Annotated in this window: 14 protein-coding genes, 21 tRNA genes and 3 rRNA genes; 5 read left to right on the top strand and 33 right to left on the bottom strand. The window is 42.5% G+C overall.

Annotated features, from left to right (window positions below; genetic code table 11):
- Nucleotides 1-25 precede the first annotated feature (25 nt).
- Nucleotides 26-3058, bottom strand: coding sequence for a 1,4-alpha-glucan branching enzyme (gene glgB / locus AC3ZVC_RS08860; RefSeq protein ID WP_490067948.1), 3033 nt, complete (start codon nt 3056-3058; stop codon nt 26-28).
- A 224-nt stretch (nt 3059-3282) separates the two neighbouring features.
- On the opposite strand from glgB, the gene AC3ZVC_RS08855 reads away from it, so the two are divergent.
- Entirely contained in the window at nt 3283-3480 is a 198-nt protein-coding gene (locus AC3ZVC_RS08855) for a hypothetical protein (protein ID WP_490067947.1), read from the top strand.
- A gap of 155 nt (nt 3481-3635) precedes the next feature.
- Here the strand turns inward: AC3ZVC_RS08855 and AC3ZVC_RS08850 are convergent.
- From AC3ZVC_RS08850 to AC3ZVC_RS08740, 23 genes are all read right to left on the bottom strand, one after another.
- Nucleotides 3636-3707 (bottom strand) — tRNA-Glu (locus AC3ZVC_RS08850).
- A 6-nt stretch (nt 3708-3713) separates the two neighbouring features.
- Nucleotides 3714-3804, bottom strand: a tRNA-Ser gene (locus tag AC3ZVC_RS08845).
- Between the two features lie 5 nt (nt 3805-3809).
- Nucleotides 3810-3884, bottom strand: a tRNA-Asn gene (locus AC3ZVC_RS08840).
- 10 nt (nt 3885-3894) lie between these two features.
- Nucleotides 3895-3971, bottom strand: a tRNA-Ile gene (locus AC3ZVC_RS08835).
- 4 nt (nt 3972-3975) lie between these two features.
- Nucleotides 3976-4049, bottom strand: a tRNA-Gly gene (locus AC3ZVC_RS08830).
- An 18-nt stretch (nt 4050-4067) separates the two neighbouring features.
- A tRNA-Phe gene (locus tag AC3ZVC_RS08825) sits at nt 4068-4140 on the bottom strand.
- 159 nt (nt 4141-4299) lie between these two features.
- Nucleotides 4300-4376: transfer RNA gene (locus tag AC3ZVC_RS08820), tRNA-Asp, on the bottom strand.
- 3 nt (nt 4377-4379) lie between these two features.
- Nucleotides 4380-4453, bottom strand: a tRNA-Met gene (locus AC3ZVC_RS08815).
- Nucleotides 4454-4471: 18 nt separating this feature from the next.
- Nucleotides 4472-4564, bottom strand: a tRNA-Ser gene (locus AC3ZVC_RS08810).
- Nucleotides 4565-4579: 15 nt separating this feature from the next.
- Nucleotides 4580-4656: transfer RNA gene (locus AC3ZVC_RS08805), tRNA-Ile, on the bottom strand.
- A 17-nt stretch (nt 4657-4673) separates the two neighbouring features.
- Nucleotides 4674-4750, bottom strand: a tRNA-Met gene (locus AC3ZVC_RS08800).
- Between the two features lie 23 nt (nt 4751-4773).
- A tRNA-Ala gene (locus AC3ZVC_RS08795) sits at nt 4774-4849 on the bottom strand.
- A gap of 13 nt (nt 4850-4862) precedes the next feature.
- Nucleotides 4863-4939: transfer RNA gene (locus AC3ZVC_RS08790), tRNA-Pro, on the bottom strand.
- A gap of 5 nt (nt 4940-4944) precedes the next feature.
- Nucleotides 4945-5021 (bottom strand) — tRNA-Arg (locus AC3ZVC_RS08785).
- A 16-nt stretch (nt 5022-5037) separates the two neighbouring features.
- A tRNA-Leu gene (locus AC3ZVC_RS08780) sits at nt 5038-5126 on the bottom strand.
- A gap of 7 nt (nt 5127-5133) precedes the next feature.
- Nucleotides 5134-5208: transfer RNA gene (locus AC3ZVC_RS08775), tRNA-Gly, on the bottom strand.
- A gap of 9 nt (nt 5209-5217) precedes the next feature.
- Nucleotides 5218-5302, bottom strand: a tRNA-Leu gene (locus AC3ZVC_RS08770).
- A gap of 9 nt (nt 5303-5311) precedes the next feature.
- Nucleotides 5312-5387: transfer RNA gene (locus AC3ZVC_RS08765), tRNA-Lys, on the bottom strand.
- A gap of 30 nt (nt 5388-5417) precedes the next feature.
- Nucleotides 5418-5493: transfer RNA gene (locus AC3ZVC_RS08760), tRNA-Thr, on the bottom strand.
- 21 nt (nt 5494-5514) lie between these two features.
- A tRNA-Val gene (locus tag AC3ZVC_RS08755) sits at nt 5515-5590 on the bottom strand.
- 9 nt (nt 5591-5599) lie between these two features.
- Nucleotides 5600-5716: ribosomal RNA gene (gene rrf, locus AC3ZVC_RS08750) — 5S ribosomal RNA — on the bottom strand.
- A 126-nt stretch (nt 5717-5842) separates the two neighbouring features.
- A 23S ribosomal RNA gene (locus AC3ZVC_RS08745) occupies nt 5843-8777 on the bottom strand.
- 309 nt (nt 8778-9086) lie between these two features.
- Nucleotides 9087-10636 (bottom strand): 16S ribosomal RNA (locus AC3ZVC_RS08740).
- Together the 16S, 23S and 5S rRNA genes with 20 tRNA genes alongside form the textbook arrangement of a ribosomal RNA operon.
- A 666-nt stretch (nt 10637-11302) precedes the next feature.
- Here AC3ZVC_RS08740 and AC3ZVC_RS08735 point away from each other — a divergent pair.
- Nucleotides 11303-11479 (top strand): hypothetical protein, encoded by a 177-nt coding sequence (locus AC3ZVC_RS08735; RefSeq protein ID WP_214728898.1) that lies wholly within the window; start codon nt 11303-11305, stop codon nt 11477-11479.
- Nucleotides 11480-11519: 40 nt separating this feature from the next.
- On the opposite strand, the gene AC3ZVC_RS08730 is transcribed toward AC3ZVC_RS08735, so the two are convergent.
- Together AC3ZVC_RS08730 and AC3ZVC_RS08725 are read right to left on the bottom strand one after the other, a co-directional pair.
- The gene (locus AC3ZVC_RS08730) at nt 11520-12065 is read right to left on the bottom strand and encodes a GNAT family N-acetyltransferase (RefSeq protein WP_490067946.1); all 546 of its coding nucleotides are present in this window, start codon (nt 12063-12065) and stop codon (nt 11520-11522) included.
- Between the two features lie 11 nt (nt 12066-12076).
- Nucleotides 12077-12991 carry a DMT family transporter gene (locus AC3ZVC_RS08725; protein ID WP_490067945.1) on the bottom strand — a complete coding sequence of 305 codons (915 nt, stop codon included), beginning with the start codon at nt 12989-12991 and terminating at the stop codon, nt 12077-12079.
- Nucleotides 12992-13145: 154 nt separating this feature from the next.
- On the opposite strand from AC3ZVC_RS08725, the gene AC3ZVC_RS08720 reads away from it, so the two are divergent.
- Nucleotides 13146-13844, top strand: coding sequence for an MgtC/SapB family protein (locus AC3ZVC_RS08720; protein WP_214728892.1), 699 nt, complete (start codon nt 13146-13148; stop codon nt 13842-13844).
- 75 nt (nt 13845-13919) lie between these two features.
- Nucleotides 13920-13992: transfer RNA gene (locus AC3ZVC_RS08715), tRNA-Ala, on the top strand.
- A 55-nt stretch (nt 13993-14047) separates the two neighbouring features.
- Here AC3ZVC_RS08715 and AC3ZVC_RS08710 read toward each other — a convergent pair.
- The 7 genes from AC3ZVC_RS08710 to AC3ZVC_RS08680 all read right to left on the bottom strand — a co-directional run bounded on the left by AC3ZVC_RS08710 (nt 14048) and on the right by AC3ZVC_RS08680 (nt 19423).
- Nucleotides 14048-15055 (bottom strand): nucleotidyltransferase domain-containing protein, encoded by a 1008-nt coding sequence (locus AC3ZVC_RS08710; protein WP_490067944.1) that lies wholly within the window; start codon nt 15053-15055, stop codon nt 14048-14050.
- A 24-nt stretch (nt 15056-15079) separates the two neighbouring features.
- On the bottom strand, nt 15080-16891 hold the full coding sequence (locus tag AC3ZVC_RS08705; protein ID WP_490067943.1) for an ABC transporter ATP-binding protein: 1812 nt from the start codon (nt 16889-16891) through the stop codon (nt 15080-15082).
- 17 nt (nt 16892-16908) lie between these two features.
- Entirely contained in the window at nt 16909-17364 is a 456-nt protein-coding gene (locus tag AC3ZVC_RS08700) for a S24/S26 family peptidase (RefSeq protein ID WP_490067942.1), read from the bottom strand.
- A complete protein-coding gene (locus AC3ZVC_RS08695) occupies nt 17354-17617 on the bottom strand; it encodes a PqqD family protein (RefSeq protein WP_490068868.1) in 264 nt (87 codons plus the stop codon). Before AC3ZVC_RS08695 ends, AC3ZVC_RS08700 begins: the two co-directional genes overlap by 11 nt.
- Nucleotides 17617-18399, bottom strand: coding sequence for a hypothetical protein (locus AC3ZVC_RS08690; RefSeq protein WP_490067941.1), 783 nt, complete (start codon nt 18397-18399; stop codon nt 17617-17619). The genes AC3ZVC_RS08695 and AC3ZVC_RS08690 overlap by 1 nt, the downstream gene beginning before the upstream one ends.
- Before the next feature lie 60 nt (nt 18400-18459).
- Entirely contained in the window at nt 18460-18660 is a 201-nt protein-coding gene (locus tag AC3ZVC_RS08685) for a hypothetical protein (RefSeq protein ID WP_490067940.1), read from the bottom strand.
- Nucleotides 18661-18955: 295 nt separating this feature from the next.
- On the bottom strand, nt 18956-19423 hold the full coding sequence (locus AC3ZVC_RS08680) for a VanZ family protein (RefSeq protein WP_490067939.1): 468 nt from the start codon (nt 19421-19423) through the stop codon (nt 18956-18958).
- A 499-nt stretch (nt 19424-19922) separates the two neighbouring features.
- Between AC3ZVC_RS08680 and AC3ZVC_RS08675 the strand changes: the two genes are divergently transcribed.
- Nucleotides 19923-22016 carry a right-handed parallel beta-helix repeat-containing protein gene (locus tag AC3ZVC_RS08675; protein ID WP_490067938.1) on the top strand — a complete coding sequence of 698 codons (2094 nt, stop codon included), beginning with the start codon at nt 19923-19925 and terminating at the stop codon, nt 22014-22016.
- Nucleotides 22017-22104 lie beyond the last annotated feature (88 nt).

Genomic DNA, 22104 nt, shown 5'->3' with positions numbered 1-22104 from the left:
CGGCATCCAGGCATATATCTATTAGTTAAGAACAAATTCCCTGTATCATTTCCTGAGTAATTAAGATAATTTCATCTGTATCTTCCGATGCACTGATCACAAACCCATCAGGTACCTTCATTCCGCTTGGCACAATCGCCTTTTCAATGTAGACATTCTCGCCTATTACTGCATCAGGCATGATTACCGATTCCCGGATGACAGATCCTTTCCCAACCAGCACTCCCTGGAACAGTACTGATTTTTCAACTTCCCCTTCAATGGTACAGCCTTCATTAATCAGTGATTCCGCTACCTCAGCTTCAGGTGAAATATATTGTGGCGGATGATTTGGATTAACAGAATAAATTCTCCAGTCATGATCGAAAAGATTCAACTCGCATTCATCATCCAGCAAATCCATATTTGCTTCCCACAGGCTTTTAACTGTTCCAACGTCCTTCCAGTATCCATTGAATGGATAAGCAAACAGCTTTTTATTTTCGTCAAGCATAAGAGGAATAATATCTTTGCCAAAGTCATGGCTTGATTCAGGATTCCGGTCGTCCATTTCCAAATATTCCTTTAAAACAGACCAATTAAAGATATATATTCCCATTGATGCCAGATTATTTTTAGGAAAAGCTGGTTTCTCATCAAATTCAGCGACCCTCATATCTTCACTCGTGTTCATGATGCCGAACCTGCTTGCCTCCGGCCAAGGCACTTCTATGACCGAAATCGTTGCATCCGCGCCTTTTTCAATATGGTATTCCAGCATCAGTTCGTAATTCATTTTATAAATGTGGTCACCTGATAAAATGAGGACATATTCAGGATCATATTGCTTCAGATAGTTTAGGTTCTGATAAATAGCGCTTGCTGTTCCTGTATACCACTTGACTTCCGAGGATTCACTGTAAGGCGGCAGCACAGTCACCCCGCCATTTTTCCTATCCAGATCCCATGCACTTCCAATGCCAATATAAGAATTTAGCACAAGCGGCTGATATTGGGTTAGAACACCTACTGTATCAATGCCGGAATTCGTACAGTTGCTTAATGTAAAATCAATAATCCGATACTTTCCTCCAAACGGGACAGCCGGCTTTGCAAGACTCTTCGTCAGCGAACTAAGCCTGCTCCCTTTCCCCCTGCTAATAGCATGGCTACGCACTTTTTCTTTCCCATTTCCCTTCCTCTCCTTCCGATGTTTTACTGGACGCAAAATTGAAATGCCAAATGGCGGAATAGACATTTTCATGCTGAATGGTTTCCCATGAAACTCTTTTTCCTCTGTCTTAAGCACTTTTTTATTAATACAATTGGAGCCTCCATAGCTTTCACTGTCACTATTGAAGATTTCCCGGTATGAACCTTCATTTGGAACACCAACACGGTAATCTTGATATAAAGCAGGTGTAAAATTGCAGACAATGACCAGGAAGTCATCCTCTTTTGCCCCTTTTCTGATAAAAGAAAAGATGGATTGGCTTGAATTATTAACATCAATCCATTCAAAACCATCTTGCAGATGATCCAGCTCATATAGCGGCTTGGAGCGTTTATAAACCTTTATCAGCTCTTTCACATAGTCATTTGCTTTTTTATGCATCTCATAATCGAGCAAGTGCCAATCAAGCTGTTCTTTATCCTTCCATTCAGAGAACTGTCCAAGTTCGCTGCCCATAAAAAGAAGCTTCTTTCCAGGATGTGCAATCATATAGCCAAGAAGCAGCCTTAACTGGGCAAATTTCTCCCAGTAATTACCCGGCATTTTATCGAGCAGCGATTTTTTTCCATGAACAACTTCATCATGGGAAAGCGGAAGAACAAAGTTCTCCGTAAAAGCGTACAAAAGGGAAAACGTCATTTTCCCATGAACGGCGGAGCGCTTATCAGGCGCTGTTTCCATATATGTAAGCACGTCATTCATCCAGCCCATATTCCACTTGTAATGAAAGCCTAGCCCGCCATAATGGACCGGTGAAGTCACCTGTGGCCAATCTGTTGAATCTTCTGCCATCATTAAAAACGAGGGATCATATTGAGAGACAACTTTATTTAAGTTCTGCAGAAAACGGACACCAAATGGATTCTCCTTTTCTCCGTTCCGGTTTGGCCAATAAATGATATTTGCAACCGCATCAACCCGGAAGCCATCAATATGATAGTTTTCCATCCAAAAAACAGCATTGGAGATGAGAAAGCTTTGCACTTCATTTTTGCCAAGATCAAAATTGGCTGTTCCCCAAACACGATTCTCTCTGTCTCCTTCAGTTTCGTACTCATACAAATAGGTTCCGTCAAACTGATAAAGGCCATGGGCATCCTTGCAAAAATGCCCTGGAACCCAGTCCAGTATCACAGCAATCCCATGCTGGTGGCACTGGTCAACAAAATACATAAGTTCATGCGGAGTCCCATATCTGCTTGTTGCCGAATAATAGCCCGTTCCCTGATAGCCCCAGGAGGCGTCGAGCGGATGCTCAATGACAGGAAGCAGTTCAATATGGGTAAAGCCATGCTCCACTGCATAAGGAATCAGTTCATCTGCAAGCTCCTTGTAAGAAAGCAGGCTGCCATCTTCTTTCTTTTTCCAGGACCCCAAATGCACCTCATAAATAACAGCAGGCTCTGAATAAATCTTCTTCTTCTCCTTTTTCTGCATCCATTTGCTATCATTCCATTGATAGCCTTCCAATGAAGACACAATAGAAGCCGTATTGGGTCTGACCTCTGAATGGAAGCTGTACGGATCTGACTTTAGTAAAACCATTCCTTCCTTTGTTTTAATTTCATACTTATACAAGGCACCCTGCATGTCTTCATCCAGCTGAATAAACCAAACACCTTCATTATTCACTCTATGTAAGGTATAGCCTTCTCCATTCCAATCATTGAAATCACCGACTAATCTGACAATTTCAGCATTCGGTGCCCAAACACAAAAACGGGTAAAAACTCTTCCATCTTCCTCAACTACATGCGCACCAAATAACTGATGACTCTCAAAAAATGTTCCTTCATGGAACAAATGCAGCTGATAATCGGTTGGAAACAAAGTATCCACTAGCATCCTTCTCCCCACCCAGTCTCAAATTCTTATGACTTTCCTTTTATATTCGTGCAAGGAAGAAAAAATCCTTGTAAAAGTTTTTTTAATTTTATGACAGTAACATTCAAAATGCGCTAAAAACCGGAACGTTTTTACTTTATTCAGCAGCCTTCGACATAATCTGGAACAAACTTAGACAAAATAACACAAACTATGCAAGCAATAAATGAAGGGAGAATAATATTTTGAGTAATAAAGAAGAAGAATTTTTATTAAACGAGGCAAATAAAGACCAAGTGAAGATTCCACTATTTGAAGCACCTGATGGAAAAATCCTGGCCACAGGAGATATGTTCAGAGGACCATACACAGGGGTTTCTTCGGAAATTGATTTGAATAATCCAGGGAATAAGCTGAGTGAGAAGGAAGAGAAGTTTGATTAGGAGGTAAAGCCCACTTTTAAACAATGGGAGTGTTAACCTTGCTGTTGAGCTCTGCTCCAATACACAGGTGCTAAAATAAGCATAAAGCTTTAACACAGACAAAAGAAAAAGGACAACAAAAAAGCTGCCAACATCATGTTGACAGCTTTTTTGTATGACCCCTACGGGATTCGAACCCGTGTTACCGCCGTGAAAGGGCGGTGTCTTAACCGCTTGACCAAGGGGCCAATATATGGCGGAGAAGGAGGGATTTGAACCCTCGCGCCGGTTGCCCGACCTACACCCTTAGCAGGGGCGCCTCTTCAGCCACTTGAGTACTTCCCCATATATGGCTCCGCAGGTAGGATTCGAACCTACGACCGTTCGGTTAACAGCCGAATGCTCTACCACTGAGCTACTGCGGAACAATCAAAATGGTGGGCCTAAATGGACTCGAACCATCGACCTCACGCTTATCAGGCGTGCGCTCTAACCAGCTGAGCTATAGGCCCATTTTGGAGCGGGTGAAGGGAATCGAACCCTCATCATCAGCTTGGAAGGCTGAGGTTTTACCACTAAACTACACCCGCATTAGGTTGTATAAAAGGTGGCTCAGGACGGAATCGAACCGCCGACACAAGGATTTTCAGTCCTTTGCTCTACCGACTGAGCTACTGAGCCATATAAAATTAGTAATCCTAAAGCTTGAAACATGTGCTCCAAAGCACTGTGTTCTTTGTTGCAGATTTTAAAAGCATGCCATTCAGGGATGTTAATGCTTCGCAGCTGCATTCTTTTAAAATCCTCTACCGACTGAGCTACTGAGCCATATTATAAAAATGGCGGTCCGGACGGGACTCGAACCCGCGACCTCCTGCGTGACAGGCAGGCATTCTAACCAACTGAACTACCGGACCAGATTGCGGGGGCAGGATTTGAACCTGCGACCTTCGGGTTATGAGCCCGACGAGCTACCGGACTGCTCCACCCCGCGGTAATAGTATTAAAATAATGGAGGAGGAAAGGGGATTCGAACCCCTGCGCGGTTTGACCCGCCTGTCGGTTTTCAAGACCGATCCCTTCAGCCGGACTTGGGTATTCCTCCGTATATAAGTGAAAATGGTGGACCTTGTAGGACTCGAACCTACGACCGGACGGTTATGAGCCGTCTGCTCTAACCAGCTGAGCTAAAGGTCCAGCTTCGTTTATAAAAATGGTAGCGGCGGAGGGGATCGAACCCCCGACCTCACGGGTATGAACCGTACGCTCTAGCCAGCTGAGCTACACCGCCAAAATGATATGATATTATATTTATGGTGGAGCCTAGCGGGATCGAACCGCTGACCTCCTGCGTGCAAAGCAGGCGCTCTCCCAGCTGAGCTAAGGCCCCATTTAGTATCTAGTGGTCGGGAAGACAGGATTCGAACCTGCGACCCCTTGGTCCCAAACCAAGTGCTCTACCAAGCTGAGCTACTCCCCGTTTTATGGCGCGCCCGAGAGGAGTCGAACCCCTAACCTTTTGATCCGTAGTCAAACGCTCTATCCAATTGAGCTACGGGCGCGTTTTTAAAATTCAACTGGTGCCGAGGACCGGAATCGAACCGGTACGGTAGTCACCTACCGCAGGATTTTAAGTCCTGTGCGTCTGCCAGTTCCGCCACCCCGGCAATTAAATGGAGCGGAAGACGGGATTCGAACCCGCGACCCCCACCTTGGCAAGGTGATGTTCTACCACTGAACTACTTCCGCAAAAATAAATGGTGCGGGTGAAGGGACTCGAACCCCCACGCCTTGCGGCGCCAGATCCTAAGTCTGGTGCGTCTGCCAATTCCGCCACACCCGCATATTTAAATGGTGAGCCATGAAGGACTCGAACCTTCGACCCTCTGATTAAAAGTCAGATGCTCTACCGACTGAGCTAATGGCTCATAAAAATCTCAAAGAGATTGAAGAGAAAATGGTGCCGGCGAGAGGACTTGAACCCCCAACCTACTGATTACAAGTCAGTTGCTCTACCAATTGAGCTACACCGGCAGCTTGTACATTTAAATTCAATGGTGGAGGATGACGGGATCGAACCGCCGACCCTCTGCTTGTAAGGCAGATGCTCTCCCAGCTGAGCTAATCCTCCATTATTAAAGCCCGGCAGCGTCCTACTCTCACAGGGGGACAGCCCCCAACTACCATCGGCGCTGAGAAGCTTAACTTCCGTGTTCGGTATGGGAACGGGTGTGACCTTCTCGCTATCGCCACCAGACTATTTTTCAAAGACAAGGTTTATTATACCGTCTTTTTAAGATTTTTCAAGAGGAAATTTAATATTTTTCATTCCCTCAAAACTAGATAATGCATGAAGAAGTGTTACCGAGTATTCACCAATAACTTGGTTAAGTCCTCGATCGATTAGTATCAGTCAGCTCCACATGTCGCCACGCTTCCACCTCTGACCTATCAACCTGATCATCTTTCAGGGATCTTACTAGCTTGACGCTATGGGAAATCTCATCTCGAGGGGGGCTTCATGCTTAGATGCTTTCAGCACTTATCCCTTCCGCACATAGCTACCCAGCGATGCCTTTGGCAAGACAACTGGTACACCAGCGGTGCGTCCATCCCGGTCCTCTCGTACTAAGGACAGCTCCTCTCAAATTTCCTGCGCCCACGACGGATAGGGACCGAACTGTCTCACGACGTTCTGAACCCAGCTCGCGTACCGCTTTAATGGGCGAACAGCCCAACCCTTGGGACCGACTACAGCCCCAGGATGCGATGAGCCGACATCGAGGTGCCAAACCTCCCCGTCGATGTGGACTCTTGGGGGAGATAAGCCTGTTATCCCCGGGGTAGCTTTTATCCGTTGAGCGATGGCCCTTCCATGCGGAACCACCGGATCACTAAGCCCGACTTTCGTCCCTGCTCGACTTGTAGGTCTCGCAGTCAAGCTCCCTTGTGCCTTTACACTCTGCGAATGATTTCCAACCATTCTGAGGGAACCTTTGGGCGCCTCCGTTACTTTTTAGGAGGCGACCGCCCCAGTCAAACTGCCCACCTGACACTGTCTCCCGCCCCGATAAGGGGCGCGGGTTAGAATTTCAATACAGCCAGGGTAGTATCCCACCGACGCCTCCACCGAAGCTGGCGCTCCGGTTTCTACGGCTCCTACCTATCCTGTACAAGCTGTACCAAAATTCAATATCAGGCTACAGTAAAGCTCCACGGGGTCTTTCCGTCCTGTCGCGGGTAACCTGCATCTTCACAGGTACTATAATTTCACCGAGTCTCTCGTTGAGACAGTGCCCAGATCGTTACGCCTTTCGTGCGGGTCGGAACTTACCCGACAAGGAATTTCGCTACCTTAGGACCGTTATAGTTACGGCCGCCGTTTACTGGGGCTTCGATTCAAAGCTTCGCTTGCGCTAACCTCTCCTCTTAACCTTCCAGCACCGGGCAGGCGTCAGCCCCTATACTTCGCCTTGCGGCTTCGCAGAGACCTGTGTTTTTGCTAAACAGTCGCCTGGGCCTATTCACTGCGGCTCATCAGGGCTATTCACCCTAATGAGCACCCCTTCTCCCGAAGTTACGGGGTCATTTTGCCGAGTTCCTTAACGAGAGTTCTCTCGCTCACCTTAGGATTCTCTCCTCGCCTACCTGTGTCGGTTTGCGGTACGGGCACCTTTTCCCTCGCTAGAGGCTTTTCTTGGCAGTGTGGAATCAGGAACTTCGGTACTAAATTTCCCTCGCCGTCACAGCTCAGCCTGTGTGGTAACGGGATTTGCCTCGTTACCGGCCTAACTGCTTGGACGCGCATATCCAACAGCGCGCTTACCCTATCCTCCTGCGTCCCCCCATTGCTCAAACGGTAAAGAGGTGGTACAGGAATATCAACCTGTTGTCCATCGCCTACGCTTTTCAGCCTCGGCTTAGGTCCCGACTAACCCTGAGCGGACGAGCCTTCCTCAGGAAACCTTAGGCATTCGGTGGATGGGATTCTCACCCATCTTTCGCTACTCATACCGGCATTCTCACTTCTAAGCGCTCCACCAGTCCTTGCGGTCTAGCTTCAACGCCCTTAGAACGCTCTCCTACCACGGACATCGCAGATGTCCATCCACAGCTTCGGTGATACGTTTAGCCCCGGTACATTTTCGGCGCGGAGTCACTCGACCAGTGAGCTATTACGCACTCTTTAAATGGTGGCTGCTTCTAAGCCAACATCCTGGTTGTCTAAGCAACTCCACATCCTTTTCCACTTAACGTATACTTTGGGACCTTAGCTGGTGGTCTGGGCTGTTTCCCTCTTGACTACGGATCTTATCACTCGCAGTCTGACTCCCATGGATAAGTCTTTGGCATTCGGAGTTTGTCTGAATTCGGTAACCCGATGAGGGCCCCTAGTCCAAACAGTGCTCTACCTCCAAGACTCTTACTACATGAGGCTAGCCCTAAAGCTATTTCGGAGAGAACCAGCTATCTCCAAGTTCGATTGGAATTTCTCCGCTACCCACACCTCATCCCCGCACTTTTCAACGTGCGTGGGTTCGGGCCTCCATCCAGTGTTACCTGGACTTCACCCTGGACATGGGTAGATCACCTGGTTTCGGGTCTACGACCACATACTCATTCGCCCTATTCAGACTCGCTTTCGCTGCGGCTCCGTCTTGTCAACTTAACCTCGCATGTAATCGTAACTCGCCGGTTCATTCTACAAAAGGCACGCTATCACCCATTAACGGGCTCTAACTACTTGTAGGCACACGGTTTCAGGTTCTCTTTCACTCCCCTTCCGGGGTGCTTTTCACCTTTCCCTCACGGTACTGGTTCACTATCGGTCACTAGGGAGTATTTAGCCTTGGGAGATGGTCCTCCCTGCTTCCGACGGGATTTCTCGTGTCCCGCCGTACTCAGGATCCACTCTGGAGGGAACGAAGTTTCAACTACAGGGCTTTTACCTTCTCTGGCCGGCCTTTCCAGACCTGTTCATTTACCTCGTTCCTTTGTAACTCCGTGTAGAGTGTCCTACAACCCCAAGAGGCAAGCCTCTTGGTTTGGGCTAATCCCGTTTCGCTCGCCGCTACTCAGGGAATCGCGTTTGCTTTCTCTTCCTCCGGGTACTTAGATGTTTCAGTTCCCCGGGTCTGCCTTCCATACCCTATGTATTCAGGTAAAGATCCTATCCCATTACGGATAGGGGGTTTCCCCATTCGGAAATCTCCGGATCAAAGCTTACTTACAGCTCCCCGAAGCATATCGGAGTTAGTCCCGTCCTTCATCGGCTCCTAGTGCCAAGGCATTCACCGTGCGCCCTTTCTAACTTAACCTACTTCGGCCGCTGATCGACTGCGAATCTCTGCGTCAGCTTCGTCACTGTGCTCCTCACGTACTCCCGTACGCTTCGGTGCTCGTTCGGTTGCTTCCTTGAGCTTCTTGCCGCTCATCGTCCTCATGGTTTGTGCTCTTACTTGGTTTTAAAAAACTTACATAAGAGAAAAAAACTAAGATGGCGATTACTCGGTTATTGCTTCTTCATTAACATTATCTAGTTTTCAAAGAACGAATAATTCAATGAGAGATTGGTCTCTCAAAACTAAACGAACAAAACACGTCACGTCTCAAGTAAATATCCTTAGAAAGGAGGTGATCCAGCCGCACCTTCCGATACGGCTACCTTGTTACGACTTCACCCCAATCATCTGTCCCACCTTAGGCGGCTGGCTCCAAAAGGTTACCCCACCGACTTCGGGTGTTACAAACTCTCGTGGTGTGACGGGCGGTGTGTACAAGGCCCGGGAACGTATTCACCGCGGCATGCTGATCCGCGATTACTAGCGATTCCGGCTTCATGCAGGCGAGTTGCAGCCTGCAATCCGAACTGAGAATGGTTTTATGGGATTCGCTTAACCTCGCGGTCTCGCAGCCCTTTGTACCATCCATTGTAGCACGTGTGTAGCCCAGGTCATAAGGGGCATGATGATTTGACGTCATCCCCACCTTCCTCCGGTTTGTCACCGGCAGTCACCTTAGAGTGCCCAACTGAATGCTGGCAACTAAGATCAAGGGTTGCGCTCGTTGCGGGACTTAACCCAACATCTCACGACACGAGCTGACGACAACCATGCACCACCTGTCATCCTGTCCCCCGAAGGGGAACGCCCTATCTCTAGGGTTGTCAGGAGATGTCAAGACCTGGTAAGGTTCTTCGCGTTGCTTCGAATTAAACCACATGCTCCACCGCTTGTGCGGGCCCCCGTCAATTCCTTTGAGTTTCAGCCTTGCGGCCGTACTCCCCAGGCGGAGTGCTTAATGCGTTTGCTGCAGCACTAAAGGGCGGAAACCCTCTAACACTTAGCACTCATCGTTTACGGCGTGGACTACCAGGGTATCTAATCCTGTTTGCTCCCCACGCTTTCGCGCCTCAGCGTCAGTTACAGACCAAAGAGTCGCCTTCGCCACTGGTGTTCCTCCACATCTCTACGCATTTCACCGCTACACGTGGAATTCCACTCTTCTCTTCTGCACTCAAGTTCCCCAGTTTCCAATGACCCTCCCCGGTTGAGCCGGGGGCTTTCACATCAGACTTAAGGAACCGCCTGCGCGCGCTTTACGCCCAATAATTCCGGACAACGCTTGCCACCTACGTATTACCGCGGCTGCTGGCACGTAGTTAGCCGTGGCTTTCTGGTTAGGTACCGTCAAGGTACCGGCAGTTACTCCGGTACTTGTTCTTCCCTAACAACAGAGTTTTACGATCCGAAAACCTTCATCACTCACGCGGCGTTGCTCCGTCAGACTTTCGTCCATTGCGGAAGATTCCCTACTGCTGCCTCCCGTAGGAGTCTGGGCCGTGTCTCAGTCCCAGTGTGGCCGATCACCCTCTCAGGTCGGCTACGCATCGTTGCCTTGGTGAGCCGTTACCTCACCAACTAGCTAATGCGCCGCGGGCCCATCTGTAAGTGATAGCCGAAACCATCTTTCAGCTTTCCCTCATGTGAGGGAAAGAGTTATCCGGTATTAGCTCCGGTTTCCCGAAGTTATCCCAGTCTTACAGGCAGGTTGCCCACGTGTTACTCACCCGTCCGCCGCTGACTTCAGGGAGCAAGCTCCCATCCGTCCGCTCGACTTGCATGTATTAGGCACGCCGCCAGCGTTCGTCCTGAGCCAGGATCAAACTCTCCATATAAGAGTTGATTAAGCTCATAAGTTGTCTTTTCAAAAAAGACTAAAGAATTAACGTTGACGTTTTTGTTCGTTTAGTTTTCAAAGATCAATTTTCTCTTTGCTACATTTTACCTTATCGCTCAGAAGCGACTTTATTAATATAACATGTCACCCAATTAAAAGTCAATAACTTTTTTAAAGTAAATTAAGTTGTTTAACTTGTCTCGCTGAGGACAAGAATTAATATACCATGCATAAGAAATGTTTGCAATATAATTTTAGAAAAAAAGTTTACTTCTCTATTAATTAGGTATATAAACTATAACGTTCATTCTTCCCTCTATATAATGTTATTCATCAGAAATTCAACCTCTTGATAGCTTTTTGTTTAACCTCTGAATAAATATTCCGTTTTTACACTGTTCTATTCTGCCGTCCAATAACATTATATAGGTAAGAACTCAATTCAGTAGTGTTCTCCCCCATATACCCACATACTTATCCACTTTTCACTCCCTTTAATATAAGTTGTCAACAAGGTTATACACAAGATGTGGATAACTTTATACACTTTTTCCACATTATATTTTATCCATATACCCATTAGAGGAGTTAAGAAATAGTAATAGTTTTAGTCTGAACTTCATAAAATCTATTAACTCTACTATTAAAACGGAAGGTGTGAATTATGCTGGAAACCGCAGCACTATATCTATCAGTAATCATGGCAGTATATCTGTTTGCTTATGCGTATGCAGAAGGAATTAAAATAGCGAATTCCGATGAAGAGGTCTATGGGGGCACCTTCATACTTTCGGTTACAGCAGCATTTATTTTCTCCGGACTTACGTATGTATTTATATAAAAAATCTCCCACTTTGCGGGAGATTTTTTTATAAGGAAATTTATTGAATACTTTTTTCTAAACTATTAATAAGCCCTTTTATATCACTCCACACATAAGCAACTTCCACACATCTTGTGCCCGCTATCGTTATTTCCTCTTCATCTGCTTTCTCTGGATGGAATTTTTCATAGAACTGCCTGCTTTTATTATCTGCAAGCACCCAAACTAGGACCGATTTGAATCCCGCTTTGGAAAGCTCTTCGACACCAGCCAGAAAAAGCTTTGTTCCTATCTGGTTTCCTTGGTAATTTTCTAAAAGGTAGATCGCATATAATTCACCATCAGCACCAAACCGTTTCGTACGCTCAGGTCCCACTGCTGCAAACCCAACAATTTGTCCTTCTTCAGTTTCTGCTGCAAAAACAAAGTCATTCTCTTTCTTTGTACCGAGAGCTTCCAGCCAAATCTTTTCGCGGCTTTCAACTTTAAGGTTACTCAGAAACCCCTGTTCCAAAATCCCCTTATAGGTCTCCTGCCAGCTTTTCACATGTACTTCCGCAATAGCTCTTGCATCATTGAATACCGCTCTGGGAATAACAGCCATTGTTTCTCCCCTTACCCGGAAATCGTTGTTTTTTTCTTTAATTCCTTCATGCGGATTCTTCTCTCATCTAATAAAAAAAGAGAGATTCCTCCAATTACAATGGCTCCTCCAAGAACCTGGGTCCAAACAACCGACTCCTGCAGGAGATAATAAGCTAAGACAGCGGCACCAACTGGTTCAAATAGAATGGCCATGGAAATGGTTGAGGTACTAAGCCATTTTAACGACCAATTAAACAATGTGTGTCCAAGCAATGTTGGAATTAGGGCCAGCAAAATAAAATATACCCAATCACTCGTTCCGTACGGCAATAATGGCTCCTGTACGATAAGTACATATAACAACAATGTAACAGTGCTTATGCTATATACAACAAAGGTGTAAGTGACAAGGGAGAGTCTTTTTCTCACAGTCTGGCCAAACATTAAGTAGGCCGTTACCAAAGCACAGGCAATGAGAGCCAGTATATCCCCAAATAAAGCGGAACCGCTTATTTTGAAATCACCCCAGCTTATAATGACACTTCCACCTATAGCCAATAGCCCGCTTAAGATCGCTTTCCAGGTAAACTTTTCTTTAAAAAAGAAATACGTTCCCGCAAAAGCAAATAGTGGCTGCAGGGTGACGAGTACAGTTGAACTTGCTACTGATGTGTAATTTAACGATTCAAACCAAAGAATAAAGTGGAATGCTAAAAACACGCCGGCAATGATTGAGTAGATCCAATCCCGCCTTGTAATAAGACGAAGTTCCGGAACATATTTTATAAGAAATACAGGCAACATGAAAAGGACAGAAAAAAAGAGCCGGTAAAAGGCAATTACGCCTGATGGAGCACTGGATACTTTCACAAGAATCGCCGATGTGGAGACGGAAATAACACCAATCGCAAGAGCGACATAAGGGTTTACTTTTGTATCTGACATTTTCATTACTCCTTGTTTCTGTTTCCTGAATTTTAGGGTATAAACTATTTTACAACGTACTGTTGAACTTTTACTATGCTTTTATTATTTTCTTTTTAAGGATTTAAAAGAAATCATATTGGATATATAATACATTAAAAAAGCGGGAGATAGCATGAGCAGTTTAGAGATAGAAATTTTAATGAAATTGGGGATTTCAGCTGTCTTGGGCCTCGTAATTGGGCTTGAGCGGGAATTAAAAAGAAAGCCTGTTGGTTTAAAAACAAGTTTGGTTATTTCAATTGTCAGCTGTTTGCTTACGATTGTATCCATCGAATCAGCTTATATGTTCCCCGGAAATGATGACATCAACATAACGATGGATCCGCTTCGTTTAGCAGCACAAATCGTTTCGGGTATAGGTTTCCTGGGTGCAGGTGTTATTTTACGGAGAGGAAATGACAGCATCTCAGGACTAACCACCGCAGCTTTAATCTGGGGAGCGGCTGGCATCGGTATTGCAGTCGGAGCTGGATTCTATATTGAAGCTATGGCTGGAGTCGCTTTGCTCATCATCTCTGTCGAAGTAGTTCCTTTGGTAATGGGCTTAATTGGACCTCGACAATTAAGAGAAAAAGAAATTACTCTTCAGCTGAAAGTAAAGGATAAAGCAAACATCGCAGACATCATCCCGGCAGTTAAGGATCTCGACATATCTATCAAGCATATCCGGATAAAAGATCTGGAGGAAGAACAGCAGCACCTTGTCCAGCTCATTGTAGCGGTTGACTATAAAAGAAGAACCACGGATGTATATTACAGCGTATCGAATATTAAGGGTGTTCAATGCATGGAAATTGACAGCATGCAATAAAATTGAAAATTTTTTTAAAATCCCTCTTGCAAGCAGACTCCGATGTGGTTATAATTTTTCTTGTACCAACCACCCGGGGGATTAGCTCAGCTGGGAGAGCGCAACGCTGGCAGCGTTGAGGTCAGGGGTTCGAGCCCCCTATTCTCCATAAAGAAGAAAAAAGCTGCAAGGCCTGAAATGGCTTTGCAGCTTTTTTGTTTTAACTATTTTATTCGGGCTTTTAGATTCGTAACCTTAACCCATTCAAAAAATTCCTTCAAACTATGCTTTGCCGTATCATAGCTTAAAAACTGATAGTCAACAAAGTCCAGGTATTTCTTCAGAGATTTTCGGTTGCCTGTTTTAAAAGCATTATAGTCCCAAAGACTAACACGCTTAGCAGGCAGCCTTTTTACTTGATGCAAATATGGATTTTGCTCATAAACAATCGTTAATGTTCTGATCATTCTCTTTAGGGTCTTATGCTTGCGAGCATCACTCAACAAGATCCCATAATCCAATCGATCGTTAAAAAAATAAATCATTTGGATGATATCAAAAAAGTATTTCAGGGAATCCATATTGTGCCGCCATCCATGAATACAGATCATATAAAAAGTATGATAATCCGATAATTCTCTTATAAAACTATAGGACTGCATGGGAGCGGATTTTTCCCAGAATTCATTAATATTAAGAGAAGAAGAATTCTCCTTCAGCAGATCCCAATGCAGTTCCACTGTTAAAGGAATTCGCGAACCAGGGATTTCTTTGCTAAAGCTGTAATGAAAATGAGATGGGATAGGCTCTTCTTCTACTAAAAAGCCCAATGAAGTTATGCATTTAATGGCTTTTTCAAATTGGTTGGGCCTAATCAACAAGTCAATATCAGAGGTTCCCCTTGCTCCAATATGCCCGAAATATTTCTCGGCAAAGAGAATGCCTTTTAAAGGAATGGTCTCCACTTCAAGCTTTTCAAAACTACTTAGAATTTTCCCTAACTCACTTTTAATAAAAAGGTTAAGATATAATGCCTCATTATACTTCTCCTTCAACCGCTCCTGAAAATAGACCGGTGTTTGGCATAGTTTCCCTTGCTGTTTTAATAGATAATAAACCTGTGAAGAGACACCGAAGCAACTTATATCCTTTAGTGCCTTCTTAAAAAAGCTAGGATGATCAGGCAACGGGGTGCCTGGATCATATAATGCCTGAATCCATTTCATGCTCATAAAAATACTTCCTTTCAAAAACAGTTACGCAAGTGATAAGGCAGAACCCTTTTTACTTTGAAATTTAGTTTTATGAAGGTTGCGGTACAGTCCCTGCTGAGTCATTAATTCCTGGTGTGTACCCATTTGGACAATCCTCCCCTGATCCATGACAACAATTACATCTGCATTTTCAACGGTTGATAACCGGTGCGCAATTACAAGAGTCGTCCGGCATTTCATTAAGTCATCCAAAGCTTCTTTCACATGGAATTCCGTTTCACTATCTAAAGCAGATGTCGCTTCGTCCAATAACAAGATGGATGCATCTTTTAATATTGCACGAGCAATAGCTACACGCTGCTTTTGTCCCCCTGATAACTTAATCCCTCTTTCACCGATCTCCGTGTCATAGCCATCCGGGAGTGACATAATAAAGTCATGAATATAAGCATCCTTAGCAGCTGCAATCATTTCTTCTTCACTTATTCCAGGTTTAGCGATCAACAAATTTTCACGGAATGTGCCAGCAAATAGAAAAGTCTCCTGTGGAACGTGTGCAATCATGCTCCTCAAATTAGATAAAGTAAAATCGCCAATGCCGACATTATCGATAAATATGTCACCTGTTTGCGGCTTATAAAAGCTCTGCAACAGGTTAAATAAGGTACTCTTTCCTGCCCCGCTTGGACCGACAATCGCCACCACCTTGCCAGCGGGAATGGTTAAATTTAATTTATCAAAGACTTTGCTGCTTTCATCATAGCTAAAAGTAACATCACGGAATTGAATAGATTTTAATAGGGACTTCGCATAAGAGTAGGAAGGCAAATCACCTGAATCAGCAGGCTCTTCCAATACATCAACGATTCTCTCAACTGCCGTTACCGAACGCTGAAAACCTGCCCACTGCCCTGCCAGACCAGTAAGCGGATACACCAAATGGTTAACAAGATTTACGAAGGTTAACAGCGCCCCCACTGTCATTATGTCTTTGGATACATAATAAGCACCCAAGAGCAGACTTACATAAAAAGCGGCTGAACTGATCAAACTTCCACCTGAATAAAACCAGCCTTGAAGCTTGGCGTTTTCTTTCTCCAGCTGGAATAGCTCTTCATTTTTATTTTCGAACTTTTCATAGGATTGTTTTTCAAGGGTAAAAGAGCGGATAACCCCAATTCCATGGAAAGTCTCGTTTAAGTGAGTATTAATTTTTCCGAATAATCTATGTATCAACCGGCTGTTCCGGCGAAGGAGCAAGCCAAATAAAATCCCTGCCAGAAGGGCAATAGGTGTAATCAATATACTAAGAAGTGAAAGCGTAACATTGATTTGGATAAGAAAGATAAATACCGCGGTAAAAATAAGGGGCAGCCTCACTAAATTGATAAGACTATATCCGATCATCCCATCAAGGCTATGAACATCATTCGTAAAATGGGAAATTACTTCCCCTGATTTCATATTTGATACTTTACTCGAAGGCAGCCGTAAAATGTGGCTAAATAAATGGTTTTTAAGATCCCTTTTTACACCATTGGTTGCCACCGTTTCAAAGTAAATATCCATATAAGAAGTAACAACGCTGACCAGCACAAGGCAGATTCCGATTGGAACTAAGGACTTAATTTGATTAAAGTCAGCCTGGACCGCGGCATCAGCAATTTTTCCGAAAAATGATGCAAAGGCAATCGTCAAAAAAATATCCACCGCTAATAATCCAAATAAAACAAAATAAGCAGTCCTATGCTTTACAATAAAGGGCTTTAATAAAGAAAACGCCTTTAAAATATCCTTCATCGTAAAATATTCCTTAAACACTTTAATCAGCTGCCGCCTTCTAGTGATTTTCATATGTACACTCCAAAACTCTAAAATTGAGGGCTTTTTCTTTTATTTATGTATTTTCTTAATAAACCGGATAAAACAGGCATCGCCAAAATAAGCTTCCCCCATGCATATGCCTGCAAGTCCTCCACATTTACCTTCCGGCTGTTTTTCTGAACATAAAGGAGCTTCCCGACAATCTTGTCCTTGCTGACAGGCAGATCAAATCCAAGATTCGTATCACCCTTAAATACATAATGAGGGAGGCCGTGAATCATTTCTGCACGGTAAAATCGGTGTGCAACTAACTGACCAGATTCTGCCCAAAACAATGTAATATCCCCCTTATTTAGCAAAGAAGGTTCACAAGGGATAAACCTGCAAATCTCCCCTTTTTGGATTACCGGGTACATACTATCTCCCTCGGAAGGAAGGTCAATGCACCCGTCTTTTTGGATGGTCCGTTTTAATAAGTCAATCACTTCCTGCTCAAACAGCATATTTGACCAGCCCACATTCCATTAAATGAGATAAGAACTCCTCTATATCTTTTTCATTAACATCGCTTGTCTGGTATTCCTGGCAAAGAATTTTAGCTATAGATTCGGCCGTTTGATCTTTTTCCAGCAATAACCAGCATACTCCTCCAACATCGTTCAACTTTGTAACTGTATAATCAATGGTATTCAATATAATGTACTCATTATCCAGATGTGTCGTCTCATAGCTGCTTTTCTGAACATATCTGGCCATCAAGAAATCAACTCCCAAAACTGATTGTTTTTTTGAAAATGAAGATCGTATACTGGTACAGTTTCTACTAATTTATTAAGCAGCCTTATAACCTGCTTCGTTTCATCAGAGTTATGGGCCCAGTAAAATACTTTATCCATTAAGTGAATAAGAGCATCAGACTTCTTAAGATTCGTTCTTTTGTTGCTCAAAGCCTGATGTAAAAGCTGTATGCTTGCTAATGGAGCAGTCTCATTCAATCCCCTTGCTTCCAGCTCACTCCGGAATGGGGAGTCAAAGACAGTTATTTTTCCATTATCAATCTTTAAAATTGTCGCCTCATCGGAAAGCAGCTCTCTTGGCGCAGACAGTTTGGCAGCCGTCGATTTTCCTGCCCCCGATTGACCTGAAAAGATATGAGCTTTCCTATTTTCTATGGCACATGAAGAATGAATTAAAAGGCCCCAGTTGTGGTAGACGATGAAGGAGCTGTAAAGATTCATCAGGGCATGTTTTAAGGCTAGTTGGTCATAAACCAAGATAGTTGCTTCACTGTAATCATGTGTGGCTTCGATTAGATAGTCAGCTCGGCGGAAGCAGATTTTGTTGGGATCTTTGGTGATTTGGACGCTGTAGTTTTGGAAGGGAGTGCCATAGCCTTTTTTGATTTTAAGAATCAAGTTCGGTTGGCTTTCAAAATCCTTTAAAAGTTGAAATTTATAATCGATAATCTCAAAGAATAACTCTGGATTTCCCTCAACTTCCACTACATGTTCCCCAACTTTTAAATAACGAACTTTCATTGGTGAAGCTCCTTATAATTTTTATTTAGTACATAGACTTTCAGAGTGGCTGCCACTAATCTACCTATTTTTATTAGGATGAGGTTTTTTAGGTTCGAAAGGATCATGCGGGTAATAATCCCCATCACTATTTCCTGGATCACCTGATACTGGTCCACGCCCCTTATTCCAACTTTGAGACGTCTCGAACCTAATAGCTTGGTGACTTAAAACCAATGGGACTTTATATTCTTTGCTTTCTTGAAAATCAAGTGTTTTCACTTAATCAACTCCTAAATATATTAAATAAAATTCATTATAACGAACACTGAACCTTATATGTTACATTGACCTATACTTTAAACCGTAAAAAATAGAACTTTAGGAACTAAGTCTAATAATAATTAATTATAAAACATAGATCGTTCTTTTTAAAGAACATTTTTTCGACATTTTTATTTTATTTTAAGTAATAGGAATAACTCAGGAAGAAATGAAGTTTGCAGGAGGTTATTCTTGTAATGACTAGATTTTTCATACTAGATAGTGACGCTGTTAAATAGCATAATCCCAAATTTCAAAGGGTCACATCTTTTTTATCTTTTCTATATAGATTAGTAATTTTTCTTAAACTAGTGCCTAACCGTGAACTCTTATAATAATTTTTATGGACAACAAACCAAATGATCCATACACCTATGCTATCCTTCAGCAAATCAAAATAGGAAAAGGATCTAAAAGGCACAAAATGCTGGTGAATTTCATCAATAAGCCCATAAGCAATTGCTATAGAAGCGGCGATAATTTCTTTTTTTGAATCAAGTTTTCCAAAAGTGAGAAATAGCAAAATTAAGAGTAAATAAAGGAAGCCAAATTCAAAAAAATGAGCAAGCTCCAGAGTTGCTCCTATTAACAAAATAATACTTATACTTATGTGACTTGATAAAGCAAAAACAGACTCAGGGTTAAAATGACTGGATTGAAGCCAGATTATTGCCATATATAAGATTGGAAGAACGACAAGAATATACCTAATAATTAGCATTTTTCACCTGCCATTTCTTAATGTTTGCATCATTATTGTGTTTAAAGAATCTCTTTTCTTGCATAAGTCCTTGGGACCCCCTTTAAATTTATATTTTTGCCTCGTACGTTTAAATGGTTATTAATTAACCATCATTTTCTTATCTCATGTCAATTTCCATCTCTACCGCATTAAAACAAATAATTGTTCTTTATAATGAACTTTTTGTTATTAATATATTATCTATCTAGACTATAGTCAAACAATCTTTTTATAAATTATATAAGTTTTGGTTTGCATAACTATCATATATATGGACTAAACAGTTTTTTGAGAAAGTTAGTTATACTCCGATTGAATAGAGAAACTTAATTGGATTAGCAGTAATTTCTTTAGAATATAACCTTACATTCTACCCTGCCTATTCAATTTCACCTTACTTCAAACTATAAAAATAATCTAGAAAGAACATAATGTTAATGAATTTCAATTTCTATCATAAGTAAGAGGAGTGTTTACGATGAATAAAAGGAAGGAACCAGCCATTTTTGTTCTGGCTTTTTTGTTAATCTTTATAACATTTAATTTTGAAAGCACTAAAAGCATCTTTGCTGATACGGAAAAAAATTATACCTTGGAGATTAGCCGTTGGGGAATTTACAACAATGGCACCCATCCAAAGGAAACGACAGAAGGAATAAATAAGGCACTAAAATGGGCTAGTGAAAATGGTTATAATACCTTTATTGTCCCTAATGGAACATATTTAATCTCTAAAGATCTTCAAATTAATATGGTAAGCAATATAACCTTTGAATTGAAAATGGGTGCTGTTCTGCAAAAGGAATCAAATAATTTAAGTAACTATACTCTTCTACATCTTGGGCCAGGCATACATAATGTAACTCTAAAAGGTGGTACATTTAAAGGTGATAAAGATACACATGATTATTCAAGCGGCGGCACACATGAAGGCGGTTACGGTATTGTTACAGCCGGAGCTACAGACATAACTATTGAAGGCATTAAGTCCATGGATTTTACTGGAGATGGTTTAGCGATCGGGGCAATGGGAAAACTTATTGACGAATTTTATAATGAAGATTTCAAATCCGGTTCAGTTAATGATTCAGGTCAGCTAATCAAAGATGATGATAAAATACGATTAGAAAACCTGCAACTAACTGATCCATATTTTGATATTCAAAAAACTTTTCAATTTATCCATCAGCAAAATATGCCGAAAAAAGCACAACAATATGCAGCCTATTTTTTCAAAAAGGATGGCACTTTCATTACAAAGCACGATAGCAGCACGACTAATACTTCTGTTGGCTGGGGTGTAACCTCGATCCCAAAAGACGCAAGCTATATGCATGTTGTATTTGATACTGGCAAGGTTGACAACAATATTTATTTGGAACTTTGGATGCAAGGTGTTTCTAAAAATATCACCGTCAAAAACTCTGAGTTCGCCTATAACCGACGTCAAGGGATAACTGTTGGCGGTGCACAGGATGTATTAATTATAAATAACAAGATTCACGATATGAAAGGTACGGCCCCTCAATCAGGAATTGATATAGAAGCTGGCTATAACTTAAATAATCGAATAACCATTAAAAATAATTATTTTTATAATAACCAAGCCTATGACTTGATCTTATATGATGGCCGAAATGCGATAGTAGAAGGAAACCATTTTGCTTCCAAATCAATTGGCTTAGCAATTTCTGAACCCTTTAAATATGCCGAAATCACAAACAATCATTTTGATGGTTCGAGGATCTATGCCTATAATTATGCAACGTTTAAAGACAATAAAATGAATGATGCCATGGCTGCATTCCTAGGTCATGACCTTGTCATTGAAGAAATGGAGTTCTCCGACAGCCTTGTCAATCTTGCAAGTTCAAAGCCATTTGGTATTAAAGCTTCTAACATCACCGTTAACAATACGAAAAAGCAGCATACTCAATTTGGGATAAACAATAATCCTATACACCTAAAGAATGTAACCATTACAGGACAGGCAGCACTAGACAGCTTTGCTGGCAACGCACCCGATGGAAGCATCTTTGATAACCTAAAAGTAATTGGATACGCAAGATCCCAATTACCAAGAGGGACGTACAATAACACTGTGTTTGAAGCAGCGGAAGGACAAGGCGGAGTGGCTGTTAATAATTCAGGTATATATGAATTCAATAATAGTACCTTTACCTCCCATAGAGGCGGATTTGAAATAAACCAAGTACATGGGATGCCTGATTCAGTGACCCTGAAAAATTCCACAATACATGTGTTAGGCGATAACAACTCAGGTATTTCCATACAAGCTGGGAAACAAGTGATCATTGAAAACAATACAATTAAAACCGGTTTAATCCCCAACGATCATCTGGCTGTCATTAAAGTGGGGGATTATTGGAAAAAGGATGAGAAATATACAGTCTCTAATCTTATCATTAAAGGGAATAAATTAACGTCAAAAGATAAGGAAGCAGTTGGCATTTCTACTATTCATGCAGGCGTAAATGCACCTTCCTATGAAATTGAAGATAATGCTGGTAATTTAAAGCTAGAGCTGAAAGAAATGCATTATAAAAATTGATTAGTTTTGTGATTTTGTAAAAAGAAGAAACAGCTGCCGAAAAATTCGCTAGCTATTTCTTCTTTTTATTTTTATACCAAGGAGATTT

The sequence above is a fragment of the Cytobacillus sp. C11.1 genome (assembly GCF_058145115.1).
Note: the sequence above shows the minus strand (reverse complement) of the source record. Positions and strands in the feature narration are given on the sequence as shown.